This is a genomic window from Lysinibacillus xylanilyticus (genome assembly GCF_001183605.1).
GTDB lineage: Bacteria > Bacillota > Bacilli > Bacillales_A > Planococcaceae > Lysinibacillus > Lysinibacillus xylanilyticus.
This window is the reverse complement of sequence record NZ_LFXJ01000005.1, coordinates 149,808-174,984: the sequence shown is the minus strand read 5'-3', so window position 1 is coordinate 174,984 and position 25,177 is coordinate 149,808. Positions and strand designations below refer to the sequence as shown.

The following is a 25,177-nucleotide window of genomic DNA, read 5'->3' as shown; positions in this document are numbered from 1 at the left end:
CAACAAATAATTCCACCCTAATTTTGACGCTGCAAATTTAAAAAAACAAATGAGCTGCGTCTGCTTTCGTGTTGTCTTTATTCCGAAATTGAAGAGTTTTATTTTCATGGGAGTTTAAGTGCAATTCTTCACAAATTCTTAGGTATTCCAATTAAAAGCGGATCACACCATATTTATTAATTTCTTCAAATTGTTCAGTAACCTTGTTTTTATATGAATTTTTTAAAAAATTTCATCCATACTATCCTTGTTTGAAAATTGGCGAAAAACCAGAAAAGGAAGTGTAGTATGGGAATACTTAGCGGAAATCCAAAAGATGAACCGTTGCATTATGGTGAAGTATTTAGTGTTTGGTCAGGTTTAGTTGCAGACTACGGTATGATTGCTGGATATCAAACGTTCTATAATCATGCAGGTGACGAAGATCTAAAAAAAATTATTGAAGATATAATCGAACTTTGTAGGGAAGAAGTAAAACAATTAGAAAAAATTCTAAAAACTAATGGTATTGGTTTACCACCTGCTCCACCTGAAAGACCTGTAGCAAGACTAGAAGATATCCCTCCTGGTGCTAAGTTTAATGATCCAGAAATAAGTGCTGCACTTACTGCTGACCTAGCCGCTGGATTAGTTGCATGCAGTCAAGTAATGGGTACTTCTACTCGAGAAGATATCGCATTAATGTATGGTCAATTCCATGCAGCAAAAGCTCTAATCGGTGCTAAACTACTACGACTTAATAAAAATAAAGGTTGGTTAGTTCCACCACCATTACACGTAGATTATCCAGAAAAATAATATTTATTTACCTGATAAACCGTCTCCCCAGTTTAGAACTGGGGTTTTTATTTTGTCATATTCAAAACGAATTTATAAGTAATGTTACAAACCCCATTAACATAATATAGTTTTGGGATAGCATAATTTGTTTTAATATCGCCCCACGATGTTTTTGTACTAAGCTATCCCATATTACATAACAAACAATCAGCTGTAATGTGTGGTGTGGCTTTTTTTAATATATAAGTAACATTAAATTGCACACATTAATGTTGAGTGTATCGCACGCACTTATTAGGTAGTAGCGTTGGTTGACCGTCACGGCCTCCCTCATTTTTAAGGTCACTACCAGCTCAGTGACCCTTTCTTAGTTTTTTCCTCATATTGCACAGTAATTAAATCAATCCATAGTTCTAAAAACTTCCTAATTAAGATATGCTTCGATATACGATAATCCATATTTCAGGAGGAATCTACATATGGAAAAACGTACTACAATCGGAAGATTCCTTTATTTGATAGGCTTCTTTATGTTTATGAGTGGATTTTGGACGTCACTCGGTTCAAGTAATTACATTTTATTTATTCCGAACAAATCTGTAGCATTAATTTACCTTTTTATAGGAATGGCTTTTTTATTAACTTCAAACTTTTTTAAAAAAAGAACTAATTTCCATCTGCAGTTATTTTGTAATGTAGGTCACTATTCCAACTGCCTTTATGTAACTCTTTTTCAATAAATAATGATTCGTTTCCTAATGAGTAAGGTTCAAGTGCCCTTTTTATCAATTGGTACAATTTTATATCTCCTTAAAGTCACTTCTTTTAACTATGGTAAGATAGGATGTTTACTTGTTCAACTAACCTGCTGCGATAGCTTAAGTTTAATCCTTCACAATCTCAATTATAGTATAAATATGTGTTTATTTTCTTCCATAATCTAGCCCTTTTCATGAGAAAGACGCTTTCCTTATTTCAGAAAAGCGCCCGATTGTTGAAGAGAATGTTATTTTATAGTTTTTCCTTTCCCAACGAAAAACCTTCAAAAAGTCGACCGCCAAATGGTTCTAAAACAATTTCAGTTAGTTGAATAACCTTTCCTTTCTCACCAGTTTTATAAAAGTCATCGAAAGCCTCTATGAATTCTTCTGTAAATTTTACATCGTAATGCTTCAGGGCACGTATAATCCATTTCGATGAACCTATCCAATATCGATTAGTTCTTAAAACGAACTCCTGAACAAGATCAGCTAAGGAGTTGGCTATAAATATTTCCTCAGCACGATTATTACAACCTATAAAGTCATCAAGAGCATCAGTTATAAAATACCGTTTTATCGTAACCTCTTCTTCTGTCCATTCTTCAGGACCCTGTTTTAATATCTCTTCGGCCTCTTTTTTTATAGAATCTATAATTCCTTCATCTTTTAATATAATCCCTTCAGATATCATTCTTTGCATAGAAGGTTTGGCATCTTTATAATCCATTTCGAAAAAATGTTTATAGGAAGTTAAATTGTGAACAAAAATCTCTATTGGCCATCCGAAATCAATCAATGACTCCCTATAAGATGCCATTATATTTTTTTCAAAAATAACAATATCAAGATCTGAGGTATCAGTTTCTTCACCTCTAACAACGCTTCCAGCCAGTACAGCTCCCTGACAATGAGGAAAGTACTGATTAATAAATCGTTCTGCTGCTTTAATAGGCTTTAAATTCACTATAACCACCTCTGTTTTCCTATCGTTAAACTCTATCTCCCATTGTACAATCTTCTTCAACAATTTGGCCCTTTAATTAAAAATAGGGAATCTCTTTATTAAAGAAATGCGCCCGATTGTTGAAGAAAATTACAAATACTAGGCTACGTCATCTACTTCTTCAAGATAATTGGAAATCCCCAAAGCTATGTCACCGCATGCTTTGAAGCAATTAGATGAAGACTATCCCGAAAAGAGAGTCTTTTGCATAGTTATTTTTTCCGATACCTTTCCGGAATGGTTAAGCCATTTCTTTCATCATCCCAAGCTATTGAGCTTATCTTCCAACCAGAGGGCGTGCAAATGAACTGCATCGTTTTCATGCCCATTGTATCAAATGCTTCGCCAGACAACACACCTGTTTTTCGATACAGGCTGAAGCGATGAGCGATATTTCCGAAAATCTCTGTGATTTCGTACACTTCTTCTTCCTTGAAATTTATCAAGTTCCCTTCACTTAATAGTTTCTCACGGGGTTCGATAAACTGCTGAAGACTATAAATAATAGGAGCGCAATCTGTATTCGCAATGATCATTGCCTCTGGAATAAATAATTCGGTGAGGGCGCGTACATTCGGTTTATTTCCATTTTTATTAGTAAAAGCATCGAAAAATGAGGCGGTTAATCTATCTAGAATTACTTTTGTTTCAAGTCGATCCGTTTCAAGAATTTTCAATGAAACTCACCATCCCTTAGTATTTTTTCCAACTAACTAATTATATCAGACATTAGATTGAATTTTGGAAATAATCAAAAGATTAATTTTGCTAATGTATCTAGTTTTTCACCCACATTGATTCATATATTACTTTTGATAATTTATCCGTATTATTAGCTCTCTTCTAAATTTCAACCTATAAATCCAATTTTCTTTAAAGGCATTACTCCACAATCTGGCCCGATTGTTGAACAACAAGTTAAACAACACTCTTCAACTAAACTGCATCGTTAGTTAAATAACAACAGTTTTTAAAACAGCAGAGTCACTCAAATATATTCTTTTCATAAGATTTAGTGAACGGCATAAAATTTTGAAAACCCCACAAAATAAAACATAGTTAAAATCAAAAATGGAGGAGGTGTTATTTTGAAGCTCCTTATAAAAACAGTTTTATCCTTGTTTTTAATTTCTATTTGTTCGAATCCCCCCCAAATTGCTCAAGCAAAAGATAGTCATTTAGATGAAATAGCTACAAGTGAAGGTGAAGTGGTTTACCAATTTCAATATAAATATGATGAAATTTATAAACTATTGGGTTTAACTGCTAAAGAGTATGACGTATATTGGAAAAAAGGTCTTTCTATTGCAGAGATGGCTGAAAAACAAGGAATTGGAAGGGAAAAATTGTATGAGTATTTTGTAACTTTCCATTATAATGAAATGGAGAAATGGAAATCTAAGGGTATTTTGGTAGGTCATCTTTACTTCACTCAGGTTTATACCTTGAAGGAAGAAATAGATGATTTTATTGACAGGAATCCTGTATACAAAAAATAATCTTTCTCTTGTAACTCAGAACGATGGTGTACTTTTAATATAGTTTGATTAAAAATATTATATAAGCCTACTTTTTATCAAGGACTGTTTTCTCTAAAACAAAAAGGCAGATTTAATCTACAAAATGTGTAGAAATTAAATTCTGTCTTTTTGGTTCGATATTTCGTGAATCAAAATTTAACTAAAGCACCCGTTCGTATTATAAGGTCAACCGGAGAAATCTGGTTGACTATTTTTTATTCAATTTATAGATTGATAGTAGCCGGAGTAGAACGGAAGCACCCGTGGGACTTGATTCCGATAACTAAACTGTTCGCCCTCTACTTGTTAACACATGATTAGGCTGGTTGGGACATTACGATCCCGTATAACAAGCGAAGATATGAATGACAAGGTAGATAGAGGTTACTGGTCAATCCACTTCATAAGGAGGAGATAATTTATGAATCCAGTTGTAGGTCTGGATATCGCAAAAGGTGAAAGTCAGGTTCAAATGTTCTTGGATAAAAAAATACCCTATAAAAACAGTGTGAAAATTGAACATACGGTGGAAGGACTTAAAGAGTTACACTCTTATTTACTAGACTTAGAGCGTCAAACAGGGTTAAAACCACCTGTTGTTTTGGAATCAACGGGTCACTATCATGCCCCCGTTGTACAATTTTTAGAAGCGAGAGAATACGTCGTCATTATCGTAAATCCCCTTGTTTCATACCGAGCCAAAAGCTCTAGTTTACGAAAAACCAAAACAGATGTCATAGATGCTTATCATTTAGGTGAACTATATTACAAAGAGGATTTAGAACCTCAGAAAAAGCGCGGTATTCAGCTGTTAAATCTTCGACATCTCACAAGACAACATGAAAATATGACAGGAATTATGGTTCAAACAAAGCTGCAATTTCAAGCTGTATTAGATCAAGTTTTCCCTGAGTATAAAGGAGTTTTTGGTGATTTGTACGCTGAGATTTCATTAAGGACTTTACAGTCCTTCCCTACATCTGAATCAGTACTAGAAGCAGGTGTTGAAGAAATCGCACAATTCATTGATACACATTGCAAAGCACGTTCGTTTAATTGGGCGCTTGAAAGATCGGTAAAATTAATCAGAGCTGCAGAACGCAATCCATTTCAATCAACTCTTTCTCAAAGTCTTCTAGTCAGTTTGAATATGTATATTGATTTACTTCAAGTGTACCACCAACAACTTTCTACGTTGGAGCGTGAGATTGATGAGTTAGCGGCACAACTTGAAGAATATGAATTACTCCAATCAATTCCCGGTATTGGTGAAAAAATCGCTGCAACGATTATTTCAGAAATCGGAGAAATTGATCGGTTTAATCATCCGAAAAAATTGGTGGCTTTTGCGGGACTAGATCCAAGTATATTTGAATCAGGACGCTTTAAAAGCACGAAAAATCACATTACTAAACGTGGCTCAGCTAGGCTTCGCCACATGCTTTATACAGCTGTTCGCTGTTCTATTCGAGATAGTCGGAAAAAGAAAACAACACCTGAAACTATAGCAAGAAATAAGCGATTACGAACTTTCTATGATTTAAAACGAGAAGAAGGTAAACCATATAAAGTAGCTATAATTGCTTGTGCTAATAAGCTTTTACACTGGATTTATGCCATGTTAAAAACGAAAACACCATTCCAAGAAACTATATAGAAACAAAATTTTCAAATACAACAAAATCCTCCTAAATTGAATTCGGAGGGTTATTTGAGTTGCGCTTTTTAGTATAGCATGAAGTGTTTTTTAATTTAAAAGATTTTTATTGACAATCTATTAGCTGGTTTAGTTGAATAAGAACAGCGACGCTTCTTCAACAATCGCGCCCGATTGTTGAAGATAAAGCTCTCATTAGCTTAATGATGAAGTATAAGTTTTAATCGATTTTAGCTATCCATTCCATTAAAACTAGATTGTTGTTAAGATCTTTGATTCTCTTAAAACCACATTTTTTATAGCTTGATATTGCTCTGACATTATCATTTTTTACCTCTAATAGAACCTTTGAGGCACCTTTATTACAAAGGTAATTTAACATCATTTGTATTATTTTGGTTCCAATTCCTTTACCCCATAATTTAGGTTCACCTATAAATTGATCTATTCCATAGATATTTTGGTTTCCTTGATAGTCGTATTTTTTCAATTCAGTTTCTGGAATCTCATAGTATTGTATATAACCAATTGATTCATTTTTGTATTCTACAATACAAGGAATAACATAGTGTTTACCTTCTATTCTTGGACCGTATTTATTTATCACCCTACCTAAATTTGAAGGTGGTTCTTCATAAAATTCTAATACCCTCTGGTCATTTAGCCATTTTACCATTAAATCAAAATCACCAGATTTCATAAGTCGAATATGTAGTTCTTTATCTAAAATCAAGCCTAATTCCCCCCCATCCAATTCAATTAATATACTTAGAAAGCATACCTCATCAATACGGCTCTATATATAGAAAGGGCATAATTCATGTTCCAGAATTGCGCCAGATTGTGGAATATCGTTATTCCTCCCAAAAAGGTACGAACATTGATTTAAACGACATTCGTACCTTTTTGTTCTATTACTTAACTTTCATTTGGGAACGTTATTTTATTTTCTTATGCATGATGTACTCACAATATGGTGTACGATTTATCCTCACCAACTGTATTAAGGCAGTTAAATTTTTAAATGACCCAAAGGTTTTTTCTTAACAAAATTATTTTCAATAGATTGAAGAACTTCTTCATTACCAGGTAAACTTACAATTTCTTTTGCTTTTTCAAAAGGAATCCATTGATATTCACTATGTTCGTCGTTTAAAAAGACAGATTGCTCTTCGTGAACAAAACCTACAAACACCGGTGCAATGTAAATGTAATTCTCTTGCGGAGAAAAAATTTGGTCAAATTGATTAGAAGAATACAATTCGAGTTCTGTGATGCCTGTTTCTTCTGTAATTTCTCTATAAACAGCTTCTATTGCCGTTTCTCCATCTTCAATACCGCCACCTATATAGCACCAAATATTATTTAAATTATGAGATGTTCTTTTTAGTAGTAAAACATGATATGCGTTATTTATTTCTTTTAATAATACAGCAGCGATACCTGTGGACTTAATAGGAATAACATTCATCGTTTACACCTACTTTCATATTTTAGTGTCAAAATTTTTTATTAATTAGACAATATTAAATAAAAAAGTTCCAAAAGCGATGTTTGGGACTTTATTTTGCTTACCGTTGTAAATCCAAATGAACAACAATCAGTAATTATTTTTTATTTTTTAGTTCTAAAAGTATAGGTGCTATATTTAGTAAGATAGAAACAATTGTCAGAAACCAAAACGCCTTATTCATATTAGGTACTTCCCTTAAAGCCGACCAATCTTCACCTTTTATCCAATTAGATACAAGGCTATGTTCTGCACAGAGTGTCAATGCTGTAAATGATAACCCCATTGCCATTGCCAATTTATAATCTTTACCTGTCCCATACATAAAAAGATTTATACAAGTTGCTACTATAGCAATAAGACCTAATATTAACCACATAATGACACCTCCCTTTTTCAATATAGACATAAATTGTAATTAAATTGTTCCCAAACCTTCATTTAGTAATCTTTCATAAAAAGTTATTATTCAACAATCTGGCCCGATTGTTGAACAACAAGTTAAACAACACTCTTCAACTAGCCTGCTCCGTTAGTTCAATAAAGAAAAAAGAGCTGCATTATTCAACTCAATGATCTTCAAGTAAAGCACCCGTTAGCCATCCATGTAGCGCAAAATCGGCGCTACACCACAGAGAATGAAAATGTGAAAATCGGGTATAGGATACTACGGCTGGGAGAGGAAGGTCGATGAACTATGGTGCGATAGAGCCCATCCGTTAGTCTGACTCCAACGACCACGGTGCATCACAGAATGTCGCTCCCTTACGGGAAGCACTCATGGGAGATTAATCCTACTCTGGTTGTTGCACCAGCCTCCAACACTATTTGCCGTAGAAAGGATGATTACAATGGAAGTAATCATTGAACGCGCATGTGGGATGGACGTTCACAAGGATTCCATTACTGCATGTGTTATGACTCCAAAAGGAAAGGAGATTCAAACATTTTCCACTAAAACTGTATTTCTATTACAGTTAATCGACTGGATCAAGGAGCATGGTTGTACCCACGTAGCAATGGAGAGTACAGGTGTATTTTGGAAGCCGATCGTTAACTTACTTGAAGCTGAGAATATTGAATTTTTAGTAGTGAATGCTCAACATATGAAAGCAGTACCAGGTCGCAAGACCGATGTGAAAGACGCAGAATGGATCGCCAAACTACTTCGACACGGACTACTCAAAGCAAGTTTTATTCCGGACCGAAATCAACGAGAACTACGAGAGTTAGTTCGATACCGTCGTAGTATTATCGAAGAGCGTGCTAGACAACATAATCGGATTCAAAAGGTACTAGAAGGAGCAAATATCAAACTTGGCTCCGTTGTCTCCGACATTATGGGTGTCTCATCTCGTGACATGCTTCGTGCCATCGCAGATGGAGAGGATGATCCTGAAAAACTAGCGAGCTTCGCTCGAAGAACAATGAAGAAGAAAAAGGATGAGCTTGAACTCGCTCTTCGCGGGTATATCAATCCACATCAACGGCTAATGTTAAAAACCATTCTTACCCATATTGATTTTCTTAGTGAACAGATTGAACTGTTAAATCTGGAGGTAGCTACTAGACTATCTTCTCACCAAGAAGATATAGAACGGTTGGATTCCATTCCTGGCATCGCTACCCGAATGGCTGAGCAAATCTTAGCAGAAGTCGGAACCGACGTGGAGAAGCAATTCCCCAGTGCGGCTCACTTATGTTCCTGGGCAGGGCTAGTACCTGGACACAACGAGAGTGCTGGTAAAAGGAAATCAACTAACATGAAAAAAGGAAACAAATACTTGAAATCAGCTTTAATAGAAGCTGCTCATTCTGTCAGAGGATCCAAAACCTACTTGGGTGCAATGTATAGACGAACTGCTTCGCGAAAAGGTAAAAAGCGAGCAGGAATATCCGTTGCCCATGCAATTTTAAGGATCGCCTACTATCTCTTAACACGCAAAGAAATGTACGTAGACTTAGGTGAAGATTACTTTGACAAGCAAAAAGAACAATCTATTGTACGATATTCAGTTCGAAGACTTGAAAACTTAGGGTATAACGTCACAATCATTGAACCAGATGCCTCCTAATCCAACAAATAATTCCACCCTAATTTTGACGCTGCAAATTTAAAAAAACAAATGAGCTGCGTCTGCTTTCGTGTTGTCTTTATTCCGAAATTGAAGAGTTTTATTTTCATGGGAGTTTAAGTGTGATGTGATTCTTCACAAATTCTTAGATATTCGCAACGAAAAGTGAAGTACACCGTATTTATTAATTTCCTCATATTGTTCAGCAAATCACTTTATATTTTTCAGTACAAATAATCGCTTCTTTAACATTTTTCGATGAAAATCTCCTTTTATTTAACTTGAACCAAGAATCATATTTTTTAATAATATACATACCTTTCATGTAAGGAGGAATTAACATCAAGAAAAAGATTATCTTTTCAATTTCATCTCTTTTGTTAATTACAATCGTCGGAATCTTCGTGTTTTATAATCGTAATTCCCAACCTGTAACAGAAATTACCCCTTATATATTCGTTTCAAACTCCGAAGAACAAATAAAAGAAGTTGACGAGATTCGAAAAAAAATCGAAGAAACTGAACTAACTAAAAAAATAATAAACGCTCTCACAGAAAACGGATTTTCTCCAGACAAAAGAATTCTTTATACAATATATTCACCTGAACATAAAATACTGTCATTTTCACTATTTAACTTTGACAGAGAGGATAAAACTATAAATAAAATAACTGACATTGTTAACACAATTACAAAAGAAAATAATCTCAACACATTTTCAGTGCAGTTAGGAGAAACTGAAAAATAATAATATTGTTCAAACTTAAATCTTAGATAGTAGGATTATAAAACTAGTTATGATTAGATTGAGGTAGCGCATCATTAATTGATGTGCTTTTTTCTTTTATCCCCCTGTTCAAATAGCGCTCAGACGCATCGAGATTTGTTCAAGTGGATACTTGGTTGCATGGGTTGCTCTCAGGTCAGTTTTTTAGTGCCAATAATGCTGTGTGGAGCTACAGGAGTATTCTTATGAAGGCACAACAAAAGGACTTGCATACATGAAAATTAATCATAAACGCCAGTCCTGTTCTTATTGAAGTAAAGCCCCGTTAGTTGAATAGGGTAGAAAGCTTTATAAGGACTTACTTTTGAATATTTTTTACTGAAACCCCTTCTGTTGTTACAAGAAAGGTTAATGTAATAGGACCTTCAGGTGGGTTAAAAGGACCTGTATACGTATCATATTTTACTTTCACTGTAAAATCATACTGAGAATATCCACCAGCTAATCGTTTAATTTCTAATATTTCTGCATCCCAAAGTGCATAACTACGACTTGGATATTCCTTATTAATTACTTTCCTTGCATACGGGTCTAATAACACCAATAATACATCATAAAAATCGGAATGTATTTCTTCAGCACTGACATTCTCTGCTAACTGTGGTCTGTTCCAAGTTAAAACAGATGTTAAACTAATTAATAACAATAAAAATATTACTGATATCTTTTTCATCTAATCACCTACCTTTTTAAAAGGTAGTATTTGCTTTAGGTAAAGCAATATTCTTTAAGTAAAGCACCCCGTTAGTTTAAGTGAATTCATTCACAAACTTTACCCTTAATTTGATTGTTTTTCAAAAAAGAGAAACCCAAGATGTATATTAACGGGTTCCGTTTTGAGGTGCAAACATAAGAAAAATCATATCAACAGCGTATTTTTGTGGAATTGTTAACTGCAATGGTTTATTTTAAAACTGTCTCGGCTGGGGTAAATGCTTCCCATTCGTTATATTTCGTTGTTATTGATGAAATAAACCAATTTTCTTTAAATGGTTCTAGATTCTTTTCCACAATAATAATCTTCTGCCCACTTACCAAATTCTGCGTAGATGACTCTACATCGTATTTAACGGTATACCGCCTTTTGGATTCGTTAAGCTTTTCTTCGTTGGTTAAACGAAAGTTATTAACCGAAGGGCTTGACTGCCCTGTTATCCAGCGAGTTTCCTCAAATTTACTCCTTGTTTTTTCTTGAAGCGAAGGGGACAACATCGTATATTGAATGGCACCACTTCGATTATTTACGCCTAATATCCAAAATTCAACTGCTTGTTTCGGTTCACCTACGCGCAGACCGCCTATAAAAGACTCTAACTGGAGTTCTAAAGGGGTGTATTGTCTTACTTTAGTAGATTTTTCCTCAAAAGAGGGAAGAGTATCGTTCGGTTGTGCATTTACTGTTCCAGAATACAACCCACAAATTAATATACTAAATAAAACCAATAGAAGAGGTTTACTTTTATCCAATTTCATCACCCTAAATTATATTTAGGTTTAGTTTATCCTGTTCAGTTACAATCATTCCTTCTTCAACTAAACTGCTCCGTTAGTTCACTAAAGAAAAAAAGAGGTGCATATGCAACTCAATGTTCTTCAAGTAAAGCTACCCGTTAGTTTAAGTGAAATGCTTCACATGGTTTTTTCATGGATATACACTTCAAACTTTTACCGTCTCTGCGGAATCGGCATTTCTTCCCACGAATAATCAGGTATAGTTGCAATCCATAAAGTATCTCCCATGATATCCACATCCCAAACGATGAAATCCCTCGCATCAAACACTTTTTCAGATTTTCTTTCATCTTTCGTGTTGATGGAATAAATAGCTTCACCTCTATGTGTAGTTCCGAATAATTTCTCTCCTTTTTTAACGAATTTAACTACCTCTTCATCAACATTAATTTTTCTCCAATTTCCCTCTTGAAGATCTCTGACCCAAATTCCACTTTGTGTGGTAATAAATAGCCTATTATTAATCACTTTTATATCTAGAGGTTCATCATTTCTTTTCGGCATAGTTATCTCGTTCCACTCATCATTTGTCTTTTGAAGAATCTTCTTTTCCTCTGTAAGTCCTATCAAATCACCATCATCCGATATTTGAACCACATAAAATGGTTTAGGTACTATAGCTTGTTCCCAACTCTCCCCTTGATTGGTCGTATAGTAAACCTTTCCATTCGATAGCACAGCTATATGGTTGTTGATTGAATAATCGATTTTCTCGATAGATTGGTCTAGTGAAAGAATTTTCGTTCCTTTACTTTTTGATGTAATACTGCCCTTAATTCTTTTTCCGTAGCTACATATAATTGATCATTTATATCAAACCACGCGTGTGTTACAAAATTATTAGCTTGAAGTTCTGTCCATGTTTCTCCATTGTTATGGCTCCATTCAATAAAAGGTTGTTTGGTTGTACTAAATTGTGTTGGCTTTTTGTCTCCCCATACCACTAAATTGTTGTTTCCAGCAACAACCCCCGTTATCGCCATCCCTTTTTTTGTTATGTTATCGATGCCAATGCGTTTGGATATTAATCCTCCACCGTATGGTAATTTATGAATGGCACTGACCACATCTCCGTTTTGGGCATTGAATGATATTCGAGTAAAACGGTTTTCTCGATCATTTCCAAACACTGTTAGAATAGGCATACCATCAATACTATCAAGTGTAAAATGATATCCCGTTGCGCAATCTTTTCCTTGTCTTAGTCCGAATTTATCCTTTGCCAGTTGGATAACATCAGAGCTATCGAACTTAATCTCATCGTAGGGTATTATTGGAACCTGAGATTGCTGGCTCGGTCTAAACACGGTAATTTTCTTTTCTGAGATACCAATTAGTACATAATCCTCTGTACCTGGAACCATAAAAATCATAAACCAATTAAAGCGTTTCCCTTTTTCTCCTCTCGAGCCTCCCATCTTTTCATCCACACTGTTTACACTTATAAGTGTTGCTTTTTCATTCCATTCTTTTGCTCTCTGTAATCCAATATTAATCGCTTCTTTTAACGTAATTTCACCATCTGAAGCGATTCCTTCACTACCAATCAAATTTACAAAAACTAAAAAAACAACTAACAAACAGGAGATTCTTTTTTTAAAACTCAAAATTAACACCATCCCATAACTAAATAGGTATATTAATCATATGATTAATATACCTATTTAGGATGGAGTAAATCCTTTGTTATATGCCCTCTAGAATCCTTCTTGCATTAACCTGCACCGTTAGCTCAACAAGAAAAAAGATGCTGCCGCTGCAACACCTTGTTTAACTCTTGCCCCTTTAGTTGAAGAAGAACTCTAGCTTTTTTACCACAAAAGCACCTGATAATCATTTATTTGGATATCCTTTTGTATTGAATATCAGCTAAGTTTTCTTCATTTTCATGTCCTCTACCTATGATTTTAAATCCTTGTTTTTCATAAAATCGTTGTGCATTTTCATTTACTTTAAATGTGTATAATGTTAATCTCCCACTTGATTGTGCTTTTACTTTATCTAGTAATGTACAAATCTTTTTGTCCAAGAATGTTGAACTAATCCTAAACGTGAATATTCAACCATAAAACTTCCTAAATAAAATAAAGCATAAAGGCTTACTTTTTAAGTATAATCTTGCCTAAAATAAAATTAAGTATATCCTTGCCAGCGCGGCAAAGATATACTTAACATCACAGGATAATTAGGCTTTCTTTAAAAAATACTGAGGGAAGTGTCGAGACACGAAAGGCATATTGATCTTGTTCCATAGCTTTCTGGAAGGAGCCGCTTTGGGGTTTGCGTCGCTCGCTAATATCTAATGCCGCTAAAAATTTATAAAAGGAAATCATTCGCTCTGCAAGCTCGTTCGGTAATTCACCAGCTTGGAGCAGCTTGTCATATTTTCGAAAATAAATACGATATCGTACACTTTCTGGAACTAATAATAAATCTGATGCACCGAAATGGTAGGCTTTTAGTAAAAGTTGCTCACATTTTTTCTCAACAACCGTTTCAAAATTTTGCATATTCGCACCCCTCTTCTGGTTCATTCGAATATGACCGCTCTATTCGTTATTTCCTAGTATATATAGGAAACTATTACGAGAAAAGCCCTTTTCTTAAAATAAAAATTTGCTATAAAATTTCCTGGCAAACTTGTTTTTTGCTATAAAAATGTGGATAACATGCAAAATCCCACTAAATATGAACATAATCTTATGGAATATCATCTTTTAATAGTTTTGTTCGAGGGAATGATTTTATTTTTTAGGGAGATTTAATCCCTACCAAAAACAAATTTCTCTCTATGGATATCCCTTCTCCTCATTCTATCACCTCAAACATCACTTCTAGTTCTGCTCCAGCCTGATTAAAACCGATAAGAGATAAGACAATTTGTCGCAAAGTTTTGGTTTTCAAAAAAGAAGCATTTCAGCTTCTTATAATTGAAGCACCGATTAATGGAAGAATAAAGTTTGATTTCAACTTTATCTCATCTTCACTTCATCTTTACATGCTGCGTTTATATTAGTACTTGTAACACCCAATAAAACAATGAAAAGAGGTTTTAAAATGTTATATCCAAAGACAAAATTATTCACTGCACTTGGAATGTCAGCAGCATTATTAGTAGGAGCTGGCAGTGCCTATGCTACTCAAAAAAAAGAAATAAATGAGCCAGTAGAAACTGTAAATTCTATGAAAGAACCAACCCCTGAAGAAATCCAAAAAGTATTAGAAGGTAAACCTACACCTTCAAATATTAAAGTCGAAGGTTTATTTTCTTTAAATGGTAAACCTGATTATACTGCAGACTTTTATTTGAACGATGAAAATTTATTGTCTTTATTAAAAATAAACGCACAAGAATTAAAACAAGAATTGGCAACAGGAAAATCTGTAGTGGAGATTGCAGCTTCTAAAAACGTTACTAAACAACAAGTAATTAGTGTTATTACAAAAACACAGACTGATGTACAATTTAAGGGTGAAAATCATGTCGATAGTAAACAATATGAGCAAATGTTGAAAAATATTGAACCAATAGCAATAAGTGTCATCGAGCATAAAACTGAAACTCCATGGATAAATGAGTCGGTAGAAACTGTAAATTCTATGAAAGAACCAACCCCTGAAGAAATCCAAAAAGTATTAGAAGGTAAACCTACACCTTCAAATATTAAAGTCGAAGGTTTATTTTCTTTAAATGGTAAACCTGATTATACTGCAGACTTTTATTTGAACGATGAAAATTTATTGTCAATATTAAAAATAAACGCACAAGAATTAAAACAAGAATTAGCAACAGGAAAATCTGTAGTGGAGATTGCAGCTTCTAAAAACGTTACTAAACAACAAGTAATTAATGTCATTGCAAAAACACAGACTGATGGACAATTTAAGGGTGAAAATAATGTCGATAGTAAACAATACGAGCAAATGTTAAAAAATATCGAACCAAAAGTAATACATGTCATCGAGCATAAAACTGAAACTCCATGGTAGAAATAAAATAACCAATCAGTAATAAAACGATGGTTCTTTCCTCTTATAATTTCATGATTTTCTTAACTAACCTGCGGCGTTAGTTTAAGTAAAATTTTTCACAAGAATATACCAATCGGGCGAGATTTCTGAGCAAGAAATAATAGGGTGATACATATTATATATGACTAATATGTATCACCCTTTATATTTTATGACTTTTACAATTTAAGTCTTGATAAATATGAAACAGTACGTCTTTTTTCTAAACTGCACGTCTTTATTTCAAATCAACAGAAAGAGTCCGTGTAATACGAGGGCACTGAAAAACTTACGTTTTCATAAAAACGAACCTTTTTCAGATAAAAATAAGGCACTTCTTGTTCAGTTTTGAACAGGAAGTGCCTTATTTCTGTCTCTATTCCTTATTCATTTTCGTTTAGTAGCTTTAATATCCGTTTCAAATTGACGGCGAATATCGTTGTAGCACCTTGAATTTTCATGCCAAATAGACCCGCAGTCGATGCCGTATCGTACCCGTGTCCGTTTTTTAATTCACTATTCTTCGCTTCTACTTTGTAGCGATTTGCGGCTAATTGCTTAAAAGCTTCCGTATTTTGAAATGCCTCTTGTTCGGCATGTGCATCCGACTTAATTGTGACAGAATACGTTTTACTTTTTGCGCCTTCTTTATAACAGTCCTCTCTCATTGGACATACTTTACATTTTTCAATATCAAAATAATATGTCTGACTTTGACTCATACTCGTTCCTTTTTTACCAGTACGTGCTTTTCTTGTCGCGAGATGACCGGCCTTACAAACAAACATTCCAGCATCTTTATTAAACTCAAACTTGTCTTCTTCTTTTCGTGGTCCTTGTGTAAGAATAGGGTTCAACTTTGCCACAAGTGCGATTTTCTCTTCTTTAGTATATTCGATGTTTGCCTTTTCAGAGTAAGCTGCGTCTCCAATAACTGTATTAATTTTCATACCTGCTTGTGTGCTTTTTTCAATTAACTCTTGAAGATATTTCCCATCGTTTTTTTCACCTGTTGTAATGACAGCCGCTGTAATAATACTTTCATCACTCAACGCGATATGTGTCTTGTACTCGAAGAAAGAAGATTCCGACGTCTTATGCCCTTTTCGCGCATCCGCATCAGAAGAGTAATTTAGATGTTCTTGAAAATCTTCTGCGACTTCTTTTAAAACATTCAGCTTTTCCTTGACAGCTGGCATTTGTGCAATTTGTGGTTCCTTTTCAATGACTGAAATAACTTCCTTACAGTAAGCTAATTCATCCTTTACTTCGTTAGAAGTGGTCTTTGCGGGGAATTTGTCTTTCATCGATTCGTCAATTTTGTAGACAGCTTTTCGAGCGTGTTTTGATTTCTCTTGTAAAAATTCTTTAGGTGTTTTTTGGTTGTAACGTGCTTTTGTATGTGTGGCATCCACAATAATCGTTTGACTGTTGATGATTTTTTTCTCCAATGCGATCTCAACTGTTTTCCCAATGAGCATGTCTAATAAGCTTACGTCTTGGAGACGAAGCCGACGAAATTTTGTAAGCGAACTTGAATCAATGACTGGATCTTCTGGCGCCATATCCAAGAAATATTTGAATGACATATCGTACTTTGAACGCTCTACAAGATCGACGTCTGATACATCATAAATCGCTTTTAATAATAAGTACTTAAACATGCGAATTGGAGGAATGGCATTACGTCCATTGTCTAAACAATATTTTGTTTTTAACTCTTCTAAAATGAATGAAAAATCAACAAGTTCATTGATTTGGCGAAGTATATTATCTTTTGGTACAACAATATCGTAGATCGCCATATATGGACTTAAATTAAGGGTTTCTTGATTTGAAATCATCGGGGGCACCACCTGCACATTAATTCTTTCATTATAAAGGAAAGCGAGACTAAAATAATAGTGTGATACATTGCGTTGTTTGGAGAAGCATCGCTTGACTCCTGCGGGAAAGCGAGACAGACGAGACCCCGCACGAAGCGAAGCGTAGGAGGAGGCTCGGCGCTCGCCCGCGGAAAGCGAGCGGAATGCTTCGGAAAACAACAGTAGAGTCACAGTGCCAAATGAAAAAGCGAGGTATTCAACGATTTAATCGTTGAATACCTCGCAATGTAAGAAGATATGGACTTTTTCAGTGCCCTCTGTAATACCGGACTCTTTTTGAGCAAACTTTATATTAAATAACCGATTCTAACTTTTCAGGGTCACTTAAATGTTATCTTTTAATAGGGTTGCATTTAATATTTTTCGATTTTTTTTTAGGAGGATTATTTCTATCTTTTACTTCTAATTTCTTATTGCTTAAGTAAACTGCTCGATCCGATTGTTTTGCAACTTCTTGTGAATGCGTAACAACAATTACACATTTATTCTCTTGATGGGCTAGCGCCTGAAACAATTCAATAATCTCTTTTGCTGTTTCTCCATCAAGGTTTCCGGTTGGTTCGTCAGCAATAAGTAAATCTACATTGCAAGATAGTGATCGAGCAATTGCTACACGTTGTTGTTGCCCACCACTTAGTTGCAAGACGTTGCGTTTTGCTTCTACTTCTGTGAGTCCTACCTTCTCTAATAATTCTAATGCTCTTGCTTTTTTATTTTGTACCTTCACACCTGTAATTTCCATTGCTGTTAGTACATTCTGAAGAGCAGTCATATAGGTAATCAAATTATAAGCTTGGAAAATCGCGGATACATACTGATTACGGTATCGAACCAAACCAATTTTTCGAATATCCTTGCCATTATAAAGTACATGACCCTGCTTAGGTAAATCCAGCCCACAACCTAAGCTAAGAGTTGTAGTTTTACCAGATCCAGATGGCCCTAAAATCGTGTAAAAAAGCCCTTTTTGAAAAGAAAAATTAACATTATCTAATATCGTTACTTTTTTTCCATTACTTTCATAATAATATTCTAAGTTTTTAAATTGTAAAATCGTCTCCATATCGAGCCTCCTTATTCATTTATTAAAAGGATTTGTTTTGGATTTAACCGTAGAATAGATAATGCCGGAAGAAGAGTTGCTAATATAGCAATACCTAGTCCAATTCCCCCCATTTTTCCTAAATCCTCACCTGTTACACTTACATCAATTTTATCAATTAGATCCTCTGTTTCATTTTGTAGAGTAGAAATTCCCAAAGTACTGGTAATATAATTATAGTCTTTTACATACTGGGACTTCGCTAACTGCTCTGCTTCTTTTATGTTGAGATCTGGCACAATAGGCATTTCGCCAGTTTCCCTTGCTGCTTTCCTAATTTATCAAAATCAAGACCTAAAGTAACATCTGCACCCAGTTTTTTTCTTGCTGAATCAGCAGCTTTTTGTGATGCATTGTGAATTGCGAATCCTCCCAGCACCAAATTTGTAACAATCAAGAAAACGGCCATCAATATTAATGATGTGATGTTCCTATTCTTTTTTTCATGCTGAGAATTGCGTGTTTTATAAAATTCATTTTTCCTAACCTCCTTGACAGTTGTTATTCTAAATATGCTATCTGGAGTTTGTATGAAGTTATTCAGGAGGTTATATGGAGTTATTCAGGAGGTTGTATGGAGTCAAGTATTACCCAATTTTTCTTCATAAATAAATATTTACGGAGCGCTCTGAAGCACACATACTTTTGAATTCTTTCCAGAAATGAGTTCATGTAAAGAACAGATTATACGAAGGGTTAACAAAACCATTTGTATAATCTGTTTTCTTACTAAGTCTATAAAAATTCGATACTTTTATAATATTCTTCAATCGTTTTTTCTGTTTCTCCTCCTTTAAGCTGCACCTCTTTTTGTGCATCCGCAATAATCTCAATCACTCCTTGTGTAGATATATTCTTAGATGATGCAAATTCTACAACCCTATTTACCAGTTGCCAATTCTTGTTTTAATTCTATTGTATTCATATTTAATAAAGAAAATAGGTCCTGATTATTTAAGAATACATTAGCAAAGTAATTCGGCTGACCATTCTTTGTAAACAAAACCTCATCAGTAAAACTAAATTGAGTTGGTAGCTCTTTACTTTCTTATTTTGTTGTATCATCCGTTTTTGCGTTGACTATTTGTACGGGTTTTACTGACTCTTCTTTCTGAATTTTTTTAGCGAAGGTATACCCACACCGCCTACTAAAAATGCTGTTGAAATACCAAGTACAATGAATAAATTCTTTTTACTCATCTTAATCCCTCTTTTCATTTATTTGTACTACATAAATAATTATTGCAGAACAATGTACAGATAAAATCAAGATTAGGTGAATTCGGAATGAAATCTCCCAGAAATCAAAAAGATGTATCCTGTACAATACCGAATTCATCTAATTGCAACTTAGAATGCGAAGTCGCTTTTATGAATTGCCCTTAAGTGGTTCAATAACATGCCATTATTCTCTAGTAAGTAGATTGACAGTTGTATCCGAGTGAAAAAGCGAAACTACCGTTTAGAGTTAGACACGTCCTCTCGTATACTCAATTTTATTGATTTACAAAATACATCCACCTATATTTTTCACAATCGTTCATCGTTGTGGAAATTTAAAGGGAAATGAAGAAGGTCATTATAAACCCCAAACTTATACCCTCTTTCCTTATAAAAAGAAATAATGTTTGGAAGTACTTGAAGTGTTTGACGTACTTCATGCATGAGAACAACTTCTATATCTCTTGAAGTTCCATTTTTTATATTTTCTACAATTTGATACGGGTTATTTTTCAATTTCCAGTCTAAAGAATCAACTGTCCAATCCCATATTTTAATATTCGCTTTTGCAATTTGATTGCGAAGTTGTTCATTATCTAAGCCTGGTACTGAACCATATGGAGCTCTAACTAATTTAGGGTTTTCACCTGTAATATCATGAATTATAGCAATTGTTTCATTCATTTCTTCTACAAACTTACCGTCTGTGTATAAACGTTTACTATTATGTGTCATGCTATGTGCTCCTACATAATGCCCTTCAGAAGTAGCTCGTCTTACATTGTCTTGAAAATTCTTATTCTGTAAATTAGCCCCTTGCATAAAAAAAGTTGCTTTTACATCATGTTCTTTTAAAACATCTAAAAATTGCCCCGTCAATTGACTAGGACCATCATCAAATGTTAGATATACAACTTTTCCTAAGGGTCTAATCGATAGTTTTTTCTCTATTTCGGGCTCCTCTTTTATGACTTCACTTTGTTCCTTTGGTGCTATTTGTTTACTTTGTTCCGTTGCAATTATTTTGACAGATGGTGCTTCGAATTTCTCTCTCATATAGAACATTAGAATAGTAGTTAGAACTATTCCTATTATTATTAACCAACTTATCGTGATAGTTTTTCGTGATGCTTTTGTTTTCATATTGTTCAACCTCTCCTTCTCAAAAGCTAGTTTAATTGAACAATATAAAGATAAAATGCAGATTGTGTCGAGTTAAATTAAAGAAGTACTAACTCTATTAGTTTTACTTCATATTTATCTTTTCTTCATTTTATCTTGATTTAGGTATCTTACTATTGGTTCACGTTAAGCAACGAATTTAATAGTTTGGAGTATGAAAGAGATGAAGAAAAATAGTTGGAAGTATCTTTTAGTATCTATTATTTGTGCTAGTATTGTTTATCTATTGTATGTAACTCAAGGTAATCGTGCTGAGATAATTGAAATTGACAATACTATAGTAGAAAGTAATACCCTTGATTTATTAGAAGGAAAAAAAATTGTAATTGATCCTGGCCATGGCGGCGTTGATAATGGCACAACTGGTTTAACCTATGGAACAAAAGAAAAAGCGGTGAATCTTACAGTAGCGCAAAATATTAAGCAGGAGCTTGAAAAAAGAACAGCCGCAACAGTCATCCTAACACGCGATAAAGATATAGATTTAGGGCGTAATCAACTAGAAGCTTTACAAAAAAGAATTCAAATTGCCGATGATGCTTCAGCTGATTTGTTTATTAGTATTCATCACGACGCTTTTCACGATCCTAGTGTTAACGGAATAACTGTTCATTACAGTTCACATCAAAACAAGGGTGAAAATTTAGCTAAAATCCTGCTAGCATCTATCTTTAAGCAAAGTATTGATGCCAAAAATCGTGGTGTAAAAGACAGTGATTTTTATGTGTTAAAGAACAATTCTGCTCCTGCAGTATTACTAGAACTGGGCTTTACGTCAAATAAAGAAGATGAAATCCGAATGGTTTCTAAAGATTTTCAAAGCAAAACTGCTATATCTATCGTAGATGGGATTATTGAATTCTTTGCAAAATAAAATCATTATGAAATTATGTAGCTCCATAAAAAACAGCTCATACGAATGGTTTATAAAACCGTTTGTATGAGCTGTTTTTCACTTTTTAATTGGTAGATAAAAATAAAACTGTACGCCATTCTTTGTATTGCAAACACCGTATTCTACTCCATGTAGCATTAATATATTTTTCGAAATTGCCAGTCCTAAACCAGTACCACCGTCTGACCTTTTTCTAGAAGCATCAATCCGATAAAAGCGCTCCCAAATTTTCTCTAGATGTTCTTTTTCAATATGTGCACCTTTATTCTCCACACTTATTTTCACCAGTTCTCCTTTCACCTCTATCGCCAAAATTATTCTTTCTTGCGAAGGTGAATATCGAATAGCATTCGTCAAAAAGTTCGTAAGTACCTGTTCGATACGGCGTTGGTTGGCTACTACTTCAATCTGTGATAGATGGGTCTCAACAAGCAATTGTTTTTGCTGTATTTCTGGCATTAGTTTTTGACAAATCTCTTCTAATAGTGAATCGATATAAAAAGAATCCATTTGCATTTTATACGTACCCGATTCATACTTTGCTAATTCAAGCATATCGATAATCAATAAATCCATCTTATCTACTTCTTTTTCTAATGCATCGAAATAATACTCTTTCTTGTGTTTTGCGACATTCCCTCTCAATATCGTTATACAGCTCTTCATAATACTTAAAGGTGTTTTTAATTCATGTGATACACCAGAAATAAACTCTTTCCTCGTATTTTCTAGCTTTTTTTCCTTTTCAATGTCTTGCTGTAGCTGCTCAATATACATACTCAACCCGTTCGAGAGTAGGTTGATATTCCTCGATAAGTCTCCAATCTCATCATTTGATTGAACAGCAATTGTCTCAGAAAAATCCAAATTCGCTATTTTCTCCGTTGTGCGATTAATCCTTAATAATGGCTTTGCAATTTTTATTGAATAGTAATAAGATACCAATAATATTAATAAAGAAACAAAAACAACAATGTAAATATAATATTCTTCAATCATTTGCACAGCTTCATCAACTGGCTGTAGTGAAGTCATTGAAAATATATATGAATTCGTTTCATCTGATTTCGTTATTAAAATCTTGTATTTAATATCATTTTGTTCATAATTAAGTAGTGCTGTAGTGGAATTAGGAAAATCTAGTTCATCTAATAATAGCTTATTTTGAAAATCTTTAATTTGCTCTAAAAATAATGAATTAGAATAAATGACGTTGGATAAATCATTACTTTGTGGAAGTTGAATATTAATAATTTCCCCTCCTAGATTAACCAAATCATGTTTATTTGATATATATATTTCTTTGAAATTTTCCCTAGTTATTCCTATTTTTTTATAGAGCATTTTGTTTCTGAAAGTAAAAGACATATTTTGATCTCTACTATACACCCTTTCATTTTCAATATTTATTTCAGCTGGTTCTATCATTATTTCGACTGGAGTTATTTGCGAATCTTTCAAGATTCCCATTACAAATACTTGACTATTCTTCAATAATGATTCCGACAACTGGACCGAATTATCATCATCATCAATCATGTATAAAGGAACTTTAGTTGTTTTCATACCAAGTTGTGTTTGATAATACTCATTTAATTGGATTTCAATGTAGAAATCATCCTCATGCTTTAAATGACCATACTGATCCAATATTGTAATCCAAGCATTATTTCCTCCTGCAAAATCTCTTTCTAGCTGCTGAATTTTTGCAATGTCGTTACTATTTTTTCGATACTCTTTTTCAAATACAGTTAAATTGGATTTTAAATCTTCTACTTTTTTATTCATATAAAATTGTTTGAAGAATATTGTTTGTCCTACAAAAATGGTAGCCAAAATAAGTACACAAAGCATAGTTGTTAATAAAAACAACTTAAATACAATTCCTCTTTTCATCGTATATCCTCGAATTTATAGCCTGTTCGAACAATCGTTTTTATACATGTGGAATGGTCACCTAATTTGTTTCGCAAGTTTCGCATGTGACTATTAATCGTTCGGTCATCTCCAATATGTTCATAACCCCATACTTTTGTTATAAGCTGATCTCTAGTTATGACTATCCCTTTATTTTCCATTAAATACAGTAGCATTTCATATTCTGTATGCGTTAAAGAACTCTCTTCATTATTTATTTGTACAGTCCTAGACGGAATATGAATTTTGATGCCACCGCTTTCTAAAAAATCACCTACTACATCATTTTTCTGTTCCCGCTGATGTAATAATCTTTTGGCTCGTGCTAATAAAACTAGTGGATTGTAAGGTTTTGTTACATAATCATCGGCTCCTAATTCAAAACCTAATAATGTATCATCTTCATCTGTACGAGCAGTCAACATAATAATCGGGATATTTGAAGTCTTTCTAATTCGTCGGCAAATAGTCCACCCATCCAATTTAGGTAGCATAATATCTAATATTATTAAACTAAGCTCATTTTCTTGAAATACCTTTAGTGCCTCTTCACCATCTTTAGCTTCTAATACCGAATAACCTGCATTCAGAAAATAATCTTTAAGAATTTCTCGTAAAATATCCTCATCTTCTATAATCAATATTGGACTAATCATTTTTATCCCCTGCTTATTTAATGTTCTAAGTTCATTCTAACCAAGATTAAATGTAAGTAACATTTAATCTATTTATTGATGAACTTTACATGTCCATATTAAGCGAGTAAGCAAGTAGAATCAACGACATTGCTATATCTTTATTTAATCTTCACATCAGGTAAAATCTCTGCAAATAATTCATCATTTTCTGGGTATCTAATAAAAATCTGGCGAGAAATAAAATGCACCCTTAGTGAAGTGCTTGTAAAAAAACTAGTCAACTTGTTGAAGCTTCTGCCTGTACTTTGCTGGTGGCAGCTTTTTCTCTACTGAATAGATGCCCAATATATTGATGTTCAGTAGATGTGGAAAATTGTTGTAGAATATGTAATTTATTTTTGAAAGGGGGAATTAGAGATGTTAAAAAAGTAGCTATAATTTCAGGAATTGTATTTAATTCAATTTTGTTAGTTGGGTGTAATGGAGAGCCGGAAGTGGCAGTAATAGACGTTTCGAAAAACGGGGGAATGATACAAATTTACCAGAATCAAATTTATTATCTAAATTACGAGATAAAATAATAGTTTGCTTCAGTAAGTTTCCCGAAAGATGTAAAAGTTGATGATACGATGTTTCAACAAATAGTCAAGGATTCTATTAAGAATGTTTCTTAAACAGAAAGCGTAGCAATTAGCAAAGAAAATATAAAAATAAAAATC

At 33.8% G+C, this 25,177-nt stretch carries 23 protein-coding genes and 2 pseudogenes; 8 read left to right on the top strand and 17 right to left on the bottom strand.

Annotation, left to right across the window (positions count from 1 at the left end):
• Positions 1-288 precede the first annotated feature (288 nt).
• Positions 289-798 (top strand): DUF3231 family protein, encoded by a 510-nt coding sequence (locus ACZ11_RS03920; RefSeq protein ID WP_049663965.1) that lies wholly within the window; start codon positions 289-291, stop codon positions 796-798.
• 461 nt (positions 799-1,259) lie between these two features.
• The gene (locus ACZ11_RS25560) at positions 1,260-1,520 is read left to right on the top strand and encodes a hypothetical protein (protein ID WP_134008809.1); all 261 of its coding nucleotides are present in this window, start codon (positions 1,260-1,262) and stop codon (positions 1,518-1,520) included.
• A 271-nt stretch (positions 1,521-1,791) separates the two neighbouring features.
• Here ACZ11_RS25560 and ACZ11_RS03915 read toward each other — a convergent pair whose 3' ends face one another.
• Positions 1,792-2,556: a nucleotidyltransferase domain-containing protein gene (locus ACZ11_RS03915; RefSeq protein ID WP_236690856.1), complete on the bottom strand. Its 765-nt coding sequence runs from the start codon at positions 2,554-2,556 to the stop codon at positions 1,792-1,794.
• A gap of 200 nt (positions 2,557-2,756) precedes the next feature.
• Positions 2,757-3,221, bottom strand: a complete 465-nt coding sequence (locus ACZ11_RS03910) for a nuclear transport factor 2 family protein (RefSeq protein WP_236690769.1) — start codon at positions 3,219-3,221, stop codon at positions 2,757-2,759.
• Positions 3,222-3,632: 411 nt separating this feature from the next.
• Between ACZ11_RS03910 and ACZ11_RS03905 the strand changes: the two genes are divergently transcribed.
• Together ACZ11_RS03905 and ACZ11_RS03900 are read left to right on the top strand one after the other, a co-directional pair.
• Complete coding sequence (locus tag ACZ11_RS03905; protein WP_049663963.1) at positions 3,633-4,043, top strand: hypothetical protein; 411 nt, start codon at positions 3,633-3,635, stop codon at positions 4,041-4,043.
• A gap of 442 nt (positions 4,044-4,485) precedes the next feature.
• Positions 4,486-5,721: an IS110 family RNA-guided transposase gene (locus tag ACZ11_RS03900; RefSeq protein ID WP_049663962.1), complete on the top strand. Its 1,236-nt coding sequence runs from the start codon at positions 4,486-4,488 to the stop codon at positions 5,719-5,721.
• A gap of 220 nt (positions 5,722-5,941) precedes the next feature.
• On the opposite strand, the gene ACZ11_RS03895 is transcribed toward ACZ11_RS03900, so the two are convergent.
• The 3 genes from ACZ11_RS03895 to ACZ11_RS03885 form a co-directional block, all read right to left on the bottom strand.
• A complete protein-coding gene (locus tag ACZ11_RS03895; RefSeq protein ID WP_049663960.1) occupies positions 5,942-6,454 on the bottom strand; it encodes a GNAT family N-acetyltransferase in 513 nt (170 codons plus the stop codon).
• 279 nt (positions 6,455-6,733) lie between these two features.
• The gene (locus ACZ11_RS03890; protein WP_049663958.1) at positions 6,734-7,192 is read right to left on the bottom strand and encodes an NUDIX hydrolase; all 459 of its coding nucleotides are present in this window, start codon (positions 7,190-7,192) and stop codon (positions 6,734-6,736) included.
• Positions 7,193-7,328: 136 nt separating this feature from the next.
• A complete protein-coding gene (locus tag ACZ11_RS03885; RefSeq protein WP_049663956.1) occupies positions 7,329-7,610 on the bottom strand; it encodes a hypothetical protein in 282 nt (93 codons plus the stop codon).
• Positions 7,611-8,082: 472 nt separating this feature from the next.
• Between ACZ11_RS03885 and ACZ11_RS03880 the strand changes: the two genes are divergently transcribed.
• On the top strand, positions 8,083-9,306 hold the full coding sequence (locus ACZ11_RS03880) for an IS110 family RNA-guided transposase (RefSeq protein ID WP_049663954.1): 1,224 nt from the start codon (positions 8,083-8,085) through the stop codon (positions 9,304-9,306).
• 404 nt (positions 9,307-9,710) lie between these two features.
• The gene (locus ACZ11_RS03875; protein ID WP_049663953.1) at positions 9,711-10,055 is read left to right on the top strand and encodes a hypothetical protein; all 345 of its coding nucleotides are present in this window, start codon (positions 9,711-9,713) and stop codon (positions 10,053-10,055) included.
• A 337-nt stretch (positions 10,056-10,392) separates the two neighbouring features.
• On the opposite strand, the gene ACZ11_RS03870 is transcribed toward ACZ11_RS03875, so the two are convergent.
• The 6 genes and pseudogenes from ACZ11_RS03870 to ACZ11_RS03845 form a co-directional block, all read right to left on the bottom strand.
• On the bottom strand, positions 10,393-10,767 hold the full coding sequence (locus ACZ11_RS03870; protein WP_049663951.1) for a DUF3888 domain-containing protein: 375 nt from the start codon (positions 10,765-10,767) through the stop codon (positions 10,393-10,395).
• Between the two features lie 230 nt (positions 10,768-10,997).
• Entirely contained in the window at positions 10,998-11,567 is a 570-nt protein-coding gene (locus ACZ11_RS03865) for a hypothetical protein (protein ID WP_236690768.1), read from the bottom strand.
• Positions 11,568-11,759: 192 nt separating this feature from the next.
• Positions 11,760-12,176 (bottom strand): hypothetical protein, encoded by a 417-nt coding sequence (locus ACZ11_RS03860; protein ID WP_134008803.1) that lies wholly within the window; start codon positions 12,174-12,176, stop codon positions 11,760-11,762.
• Between the two features lie 155 nt (positions 12,177-12,331).
• A complete protein-coding gene (locus ACZ11_RS03855) occupies positions 12,332-13,213 on the bottom strand; it encodes a hypothetical protein (protein WP_134008801.1) in 882 nt (293 codons plus the stop codon).
• Positions 13,214-13,443: 230 nt separating this feature from the next.
• Positions 13,444-13,617, bottom strand: a pseudogene (locus ACZ11_RS26870) (GNAT family N-acetyltransferase); the annotation flags it as partial.
• A 163-nt stretch (positions 13,618-13,780) separates the two neighbouring features.
• Positions 13,781-14,116 (bottom strand): ATPase, T2SS/T4P/T4SS family, encoded by a 336-nt coding sequence (locus ACZ11_RS03845; RefSeq protein ID WP_049663943.1) that lies wholly within the window; start codon positions 14,114-14,116, stop codon positions 13,781-13,783.
• 547 nt (positions 14,117-14,663) lie between these two features.
• On the opposite strand from ACZ11_RS03845, the gene ACZ11_RS24660 reads away from it, so the two are divergent.
• Positions 14,664-15,596 (top strand): hypothetical protein, encoded by a 933-nt coding sequence (locus ACZ11_RS24660; RefSeq protein WP_053093188.1) that lies wholly within the window; start codon positions 14,664-14,666, stop codon positions 15,594-15,596.
• Positions 15,597-16,000: 404 nt separating this feature from the next.
• Here ACZ11_RS24660 and ACZ11_RS03830 read toward each other — a convergent pair whose 3' ends face one another.
• The 4 genes and pseudogenes from ACZ11_RS03830 to ACZ11_RS03815 all read right to left on the bottom strand — a co-directional run bounded on the left by ACZ11_RS03830 (position 16,001) and on the right by ACZ11_RS03815 (position 20,969).
• A complete protein-coding gene (locus ACZ11_RS03830) occupies positions 16,001-17,461 on the bottom strand; it encodes an IS1182 family transposase (RefSeq protein WP_049663941.1) in 1,461 nt (486 codons plus the stop codon).
• Positions 17,462-17,834: 373 nt separating this feature from the next.
• Positions 17,835-18,566, bottom strand: coding sequence for an ABC transporter ATP-binding protein (locus ACZ11_RS03825; protein WP_049663939.1), 732 nt, complete (start codon positions 18,564-18,566; stop codon positions 17,835-17,837).
• A gap of 185 nt (positions 18,567-18,751) precedes the next feature.
• Positions 18,752-19,082 (bottom strand): annotated as a pseudogene (locus ACZ11_RS25550) (ABC transporter permease); the annotation flags it as partial.
• 1,053 nt (positions 19,083-20,135) lie between these two features.
• Complete coding sequence (locus ACZ11_RS03815) at positions 20,136-20,969, bottom strand: polysaccharide deacetylase family protein (RefSeq protein WP_049663938.1); 834 nt, start codon at positions 20,967-20,969, stop codon at positions 20,136-20,138.
• Between the two features lie 202 nt (positions 20,970-21,171).
• On the opposite strand from ACZ11_RS03815, the gene ACZ11_RS03810 reads away from it, so the two are divergent.
• On the top strand, positions 21,172-21,882 hold the full coding sequence (locus tag ACZ11_RS03810; RefSeq protein WP_082172657.1) for an N-acetylmuramoyl-L-alanine amidase family protein: 711 nt from the start codon (positions 21,172-21,174) through the stop codon (positions 21,880-21,882).
• A 78-nt stretch (positions 21,883-21,960) separates the two neighbouring features.
• Here the strand turns inward: ACZ11_RS03810 and ACZ11_RS03805 are convergent, their stop codons facing one another.
• Together ACZ11_RS03805 and ACZ11_RS03800 are read right to left on the bottom strand one after the other, a co-directional pair.
• Entirely contained in the window at positions 21,961-23,799 is a 1,839-nt protein-coding gene (locus ACZ11_RS03805; protein WP_049663936.1) for a sensor histidine kinase, read from the bottom strand.
• Positions 23,796-24,476: a response regulator transcription factor gene (locus tag ACZ11_RS03800; RefSeq protein ID WP_049663935.1), complete on the bottom strand. Its 681-nt coding sequence runs from the start codon at positions 24,474-24,476 to the stop codon at positions 23,796-23,798. Before ACZ11_RS03800 ends, ACZ11_RS03805 begins: the two co-directional genes overlap by 4 nt.
• Positions 24,477-25,177 lie beyond the last annotated feature (701 nt).

What these genes read in the sequence shown, in the direction of transcription:
- ACZ11_RS03825 (WP_049663939.1), bottom strand. Translation starts at nt 18,566, where the DNA reads ATGGAGACGATTTTACAATTTAAAAACTTAGAATATTATTATGAAAGT.
- ACZ11_RS03805 (WP_049663936.1), bottom strand. Translation starts at nt 23,799, where the DNA reads ATGAAAAGAGGAATTGTATTTAAGTTGTTTTTATTAACAACTATGCTT.
- ACZ11_RS03920 (WP_049663965.1), top strand. Translation starts at nt 289, where the DNA reads ATGGGAATACTTAGCGGAAATCCAAAAGATGAACCGTTGCATTATGGT.
- ACZ11_RS03900 (WP_049663962.1), top strand. Translation starts at nt 4,486, where the DNA reads ATGAATCCAGTTGTAGGTCTGGATATCGCAAAAGGTGAAAGTCAGGTT.
- ACZ11_RS25560 (WP_134008809.1), top strand. Translation starts at nt 1,260, where the DNA reads ATGGAAAAACGTACTACAATCGGAAGATTCCTTTATTTGATAGGCTTC.
- ACZ11_RS03810 (WP_082172657.1), top strand. Translation starts at nt 21,172, where the DNA reads ATGAAGAAAAATAGTTGGAAGTATCTTTTAGTATCTATTATTTGTGCT.
- ACZ11_RS24660 (WP_053093188.1), top strand. Translation starts at nt 14,664, where the DNA reads ATGTTATATCCAAAGACAAAATTATTCACTGCACTTGGAATGTCAGCA.
- ACZ11_RS03865 (WP_236690768.1), bottom strand. Translation starts at nt 11,567, where the DNA reads ATGAAATTGGATAAAAGTAAACCTCTTCTATTGGTTTTATTTAGTATA.
- ACZ11_RS03845 (WP_049663943.1), bottom strand. Translation starts at nt 14,116, where the DNA reads ATGCAAAATTTTGAAACGGTTGTTGAGAAAAAATGTGAGCAACTTTTA.
- ACZ11_RS03800 (WP_049663935.1), bottom strand. Translation starts at nt 24,476, where the DNA reads ATGATTAGTCCAATATTGATTATAGAAGATGAGGATATTTTACGAGAA.
- ACZ11_RS03880 (WP_049663954.1), top strand. Translation starts at nt 8,083, where the DNA reads ATGGAAGTAATCATTGAACGCGCATGTGGGATGGACGTTCACAAGGAT.
- ACZ11_RS03890 (WP_049663958.1), bottom strand. Translation starts at nt 7,192, where the DNA reads ATGAATGTTATTCCTATTAAGTCCACAGGTATCGCTGCTGTATTATTA.
- ACZ11_RS03870 (WP_049663951.1), bottom strand. Translation starts at nt 10,767, where the DNA reads ATGAAAAAGATATCAGTAATATTTTTATTGTTATTAATTAGTTTAACA.
- ACZ11_RS03830 (WP_049663941.1), bottom strand. Translation starts at nt 17,461, where the DNA reads ATGATTTCAAATCAAGAAACCCTTAATTTAAGTCCATATATGGCGATC.
- ACZ11_RS03885 (WP_049663956.1), bottom strand. Translation starts at nt 7,610, where the DNA reads ATGTGGTTAATATTAGGTCTTATTGCTATAGTAGCAACTTGTATAAAT.
- ACZ11_RS03815 (WP_049663938.1), bottom strand. Translation starts at nt 20,969, where the DNA reads ATGAAAACAAAAGCATCACGAAAAACTATCACGATAAGTTGGTTAATA.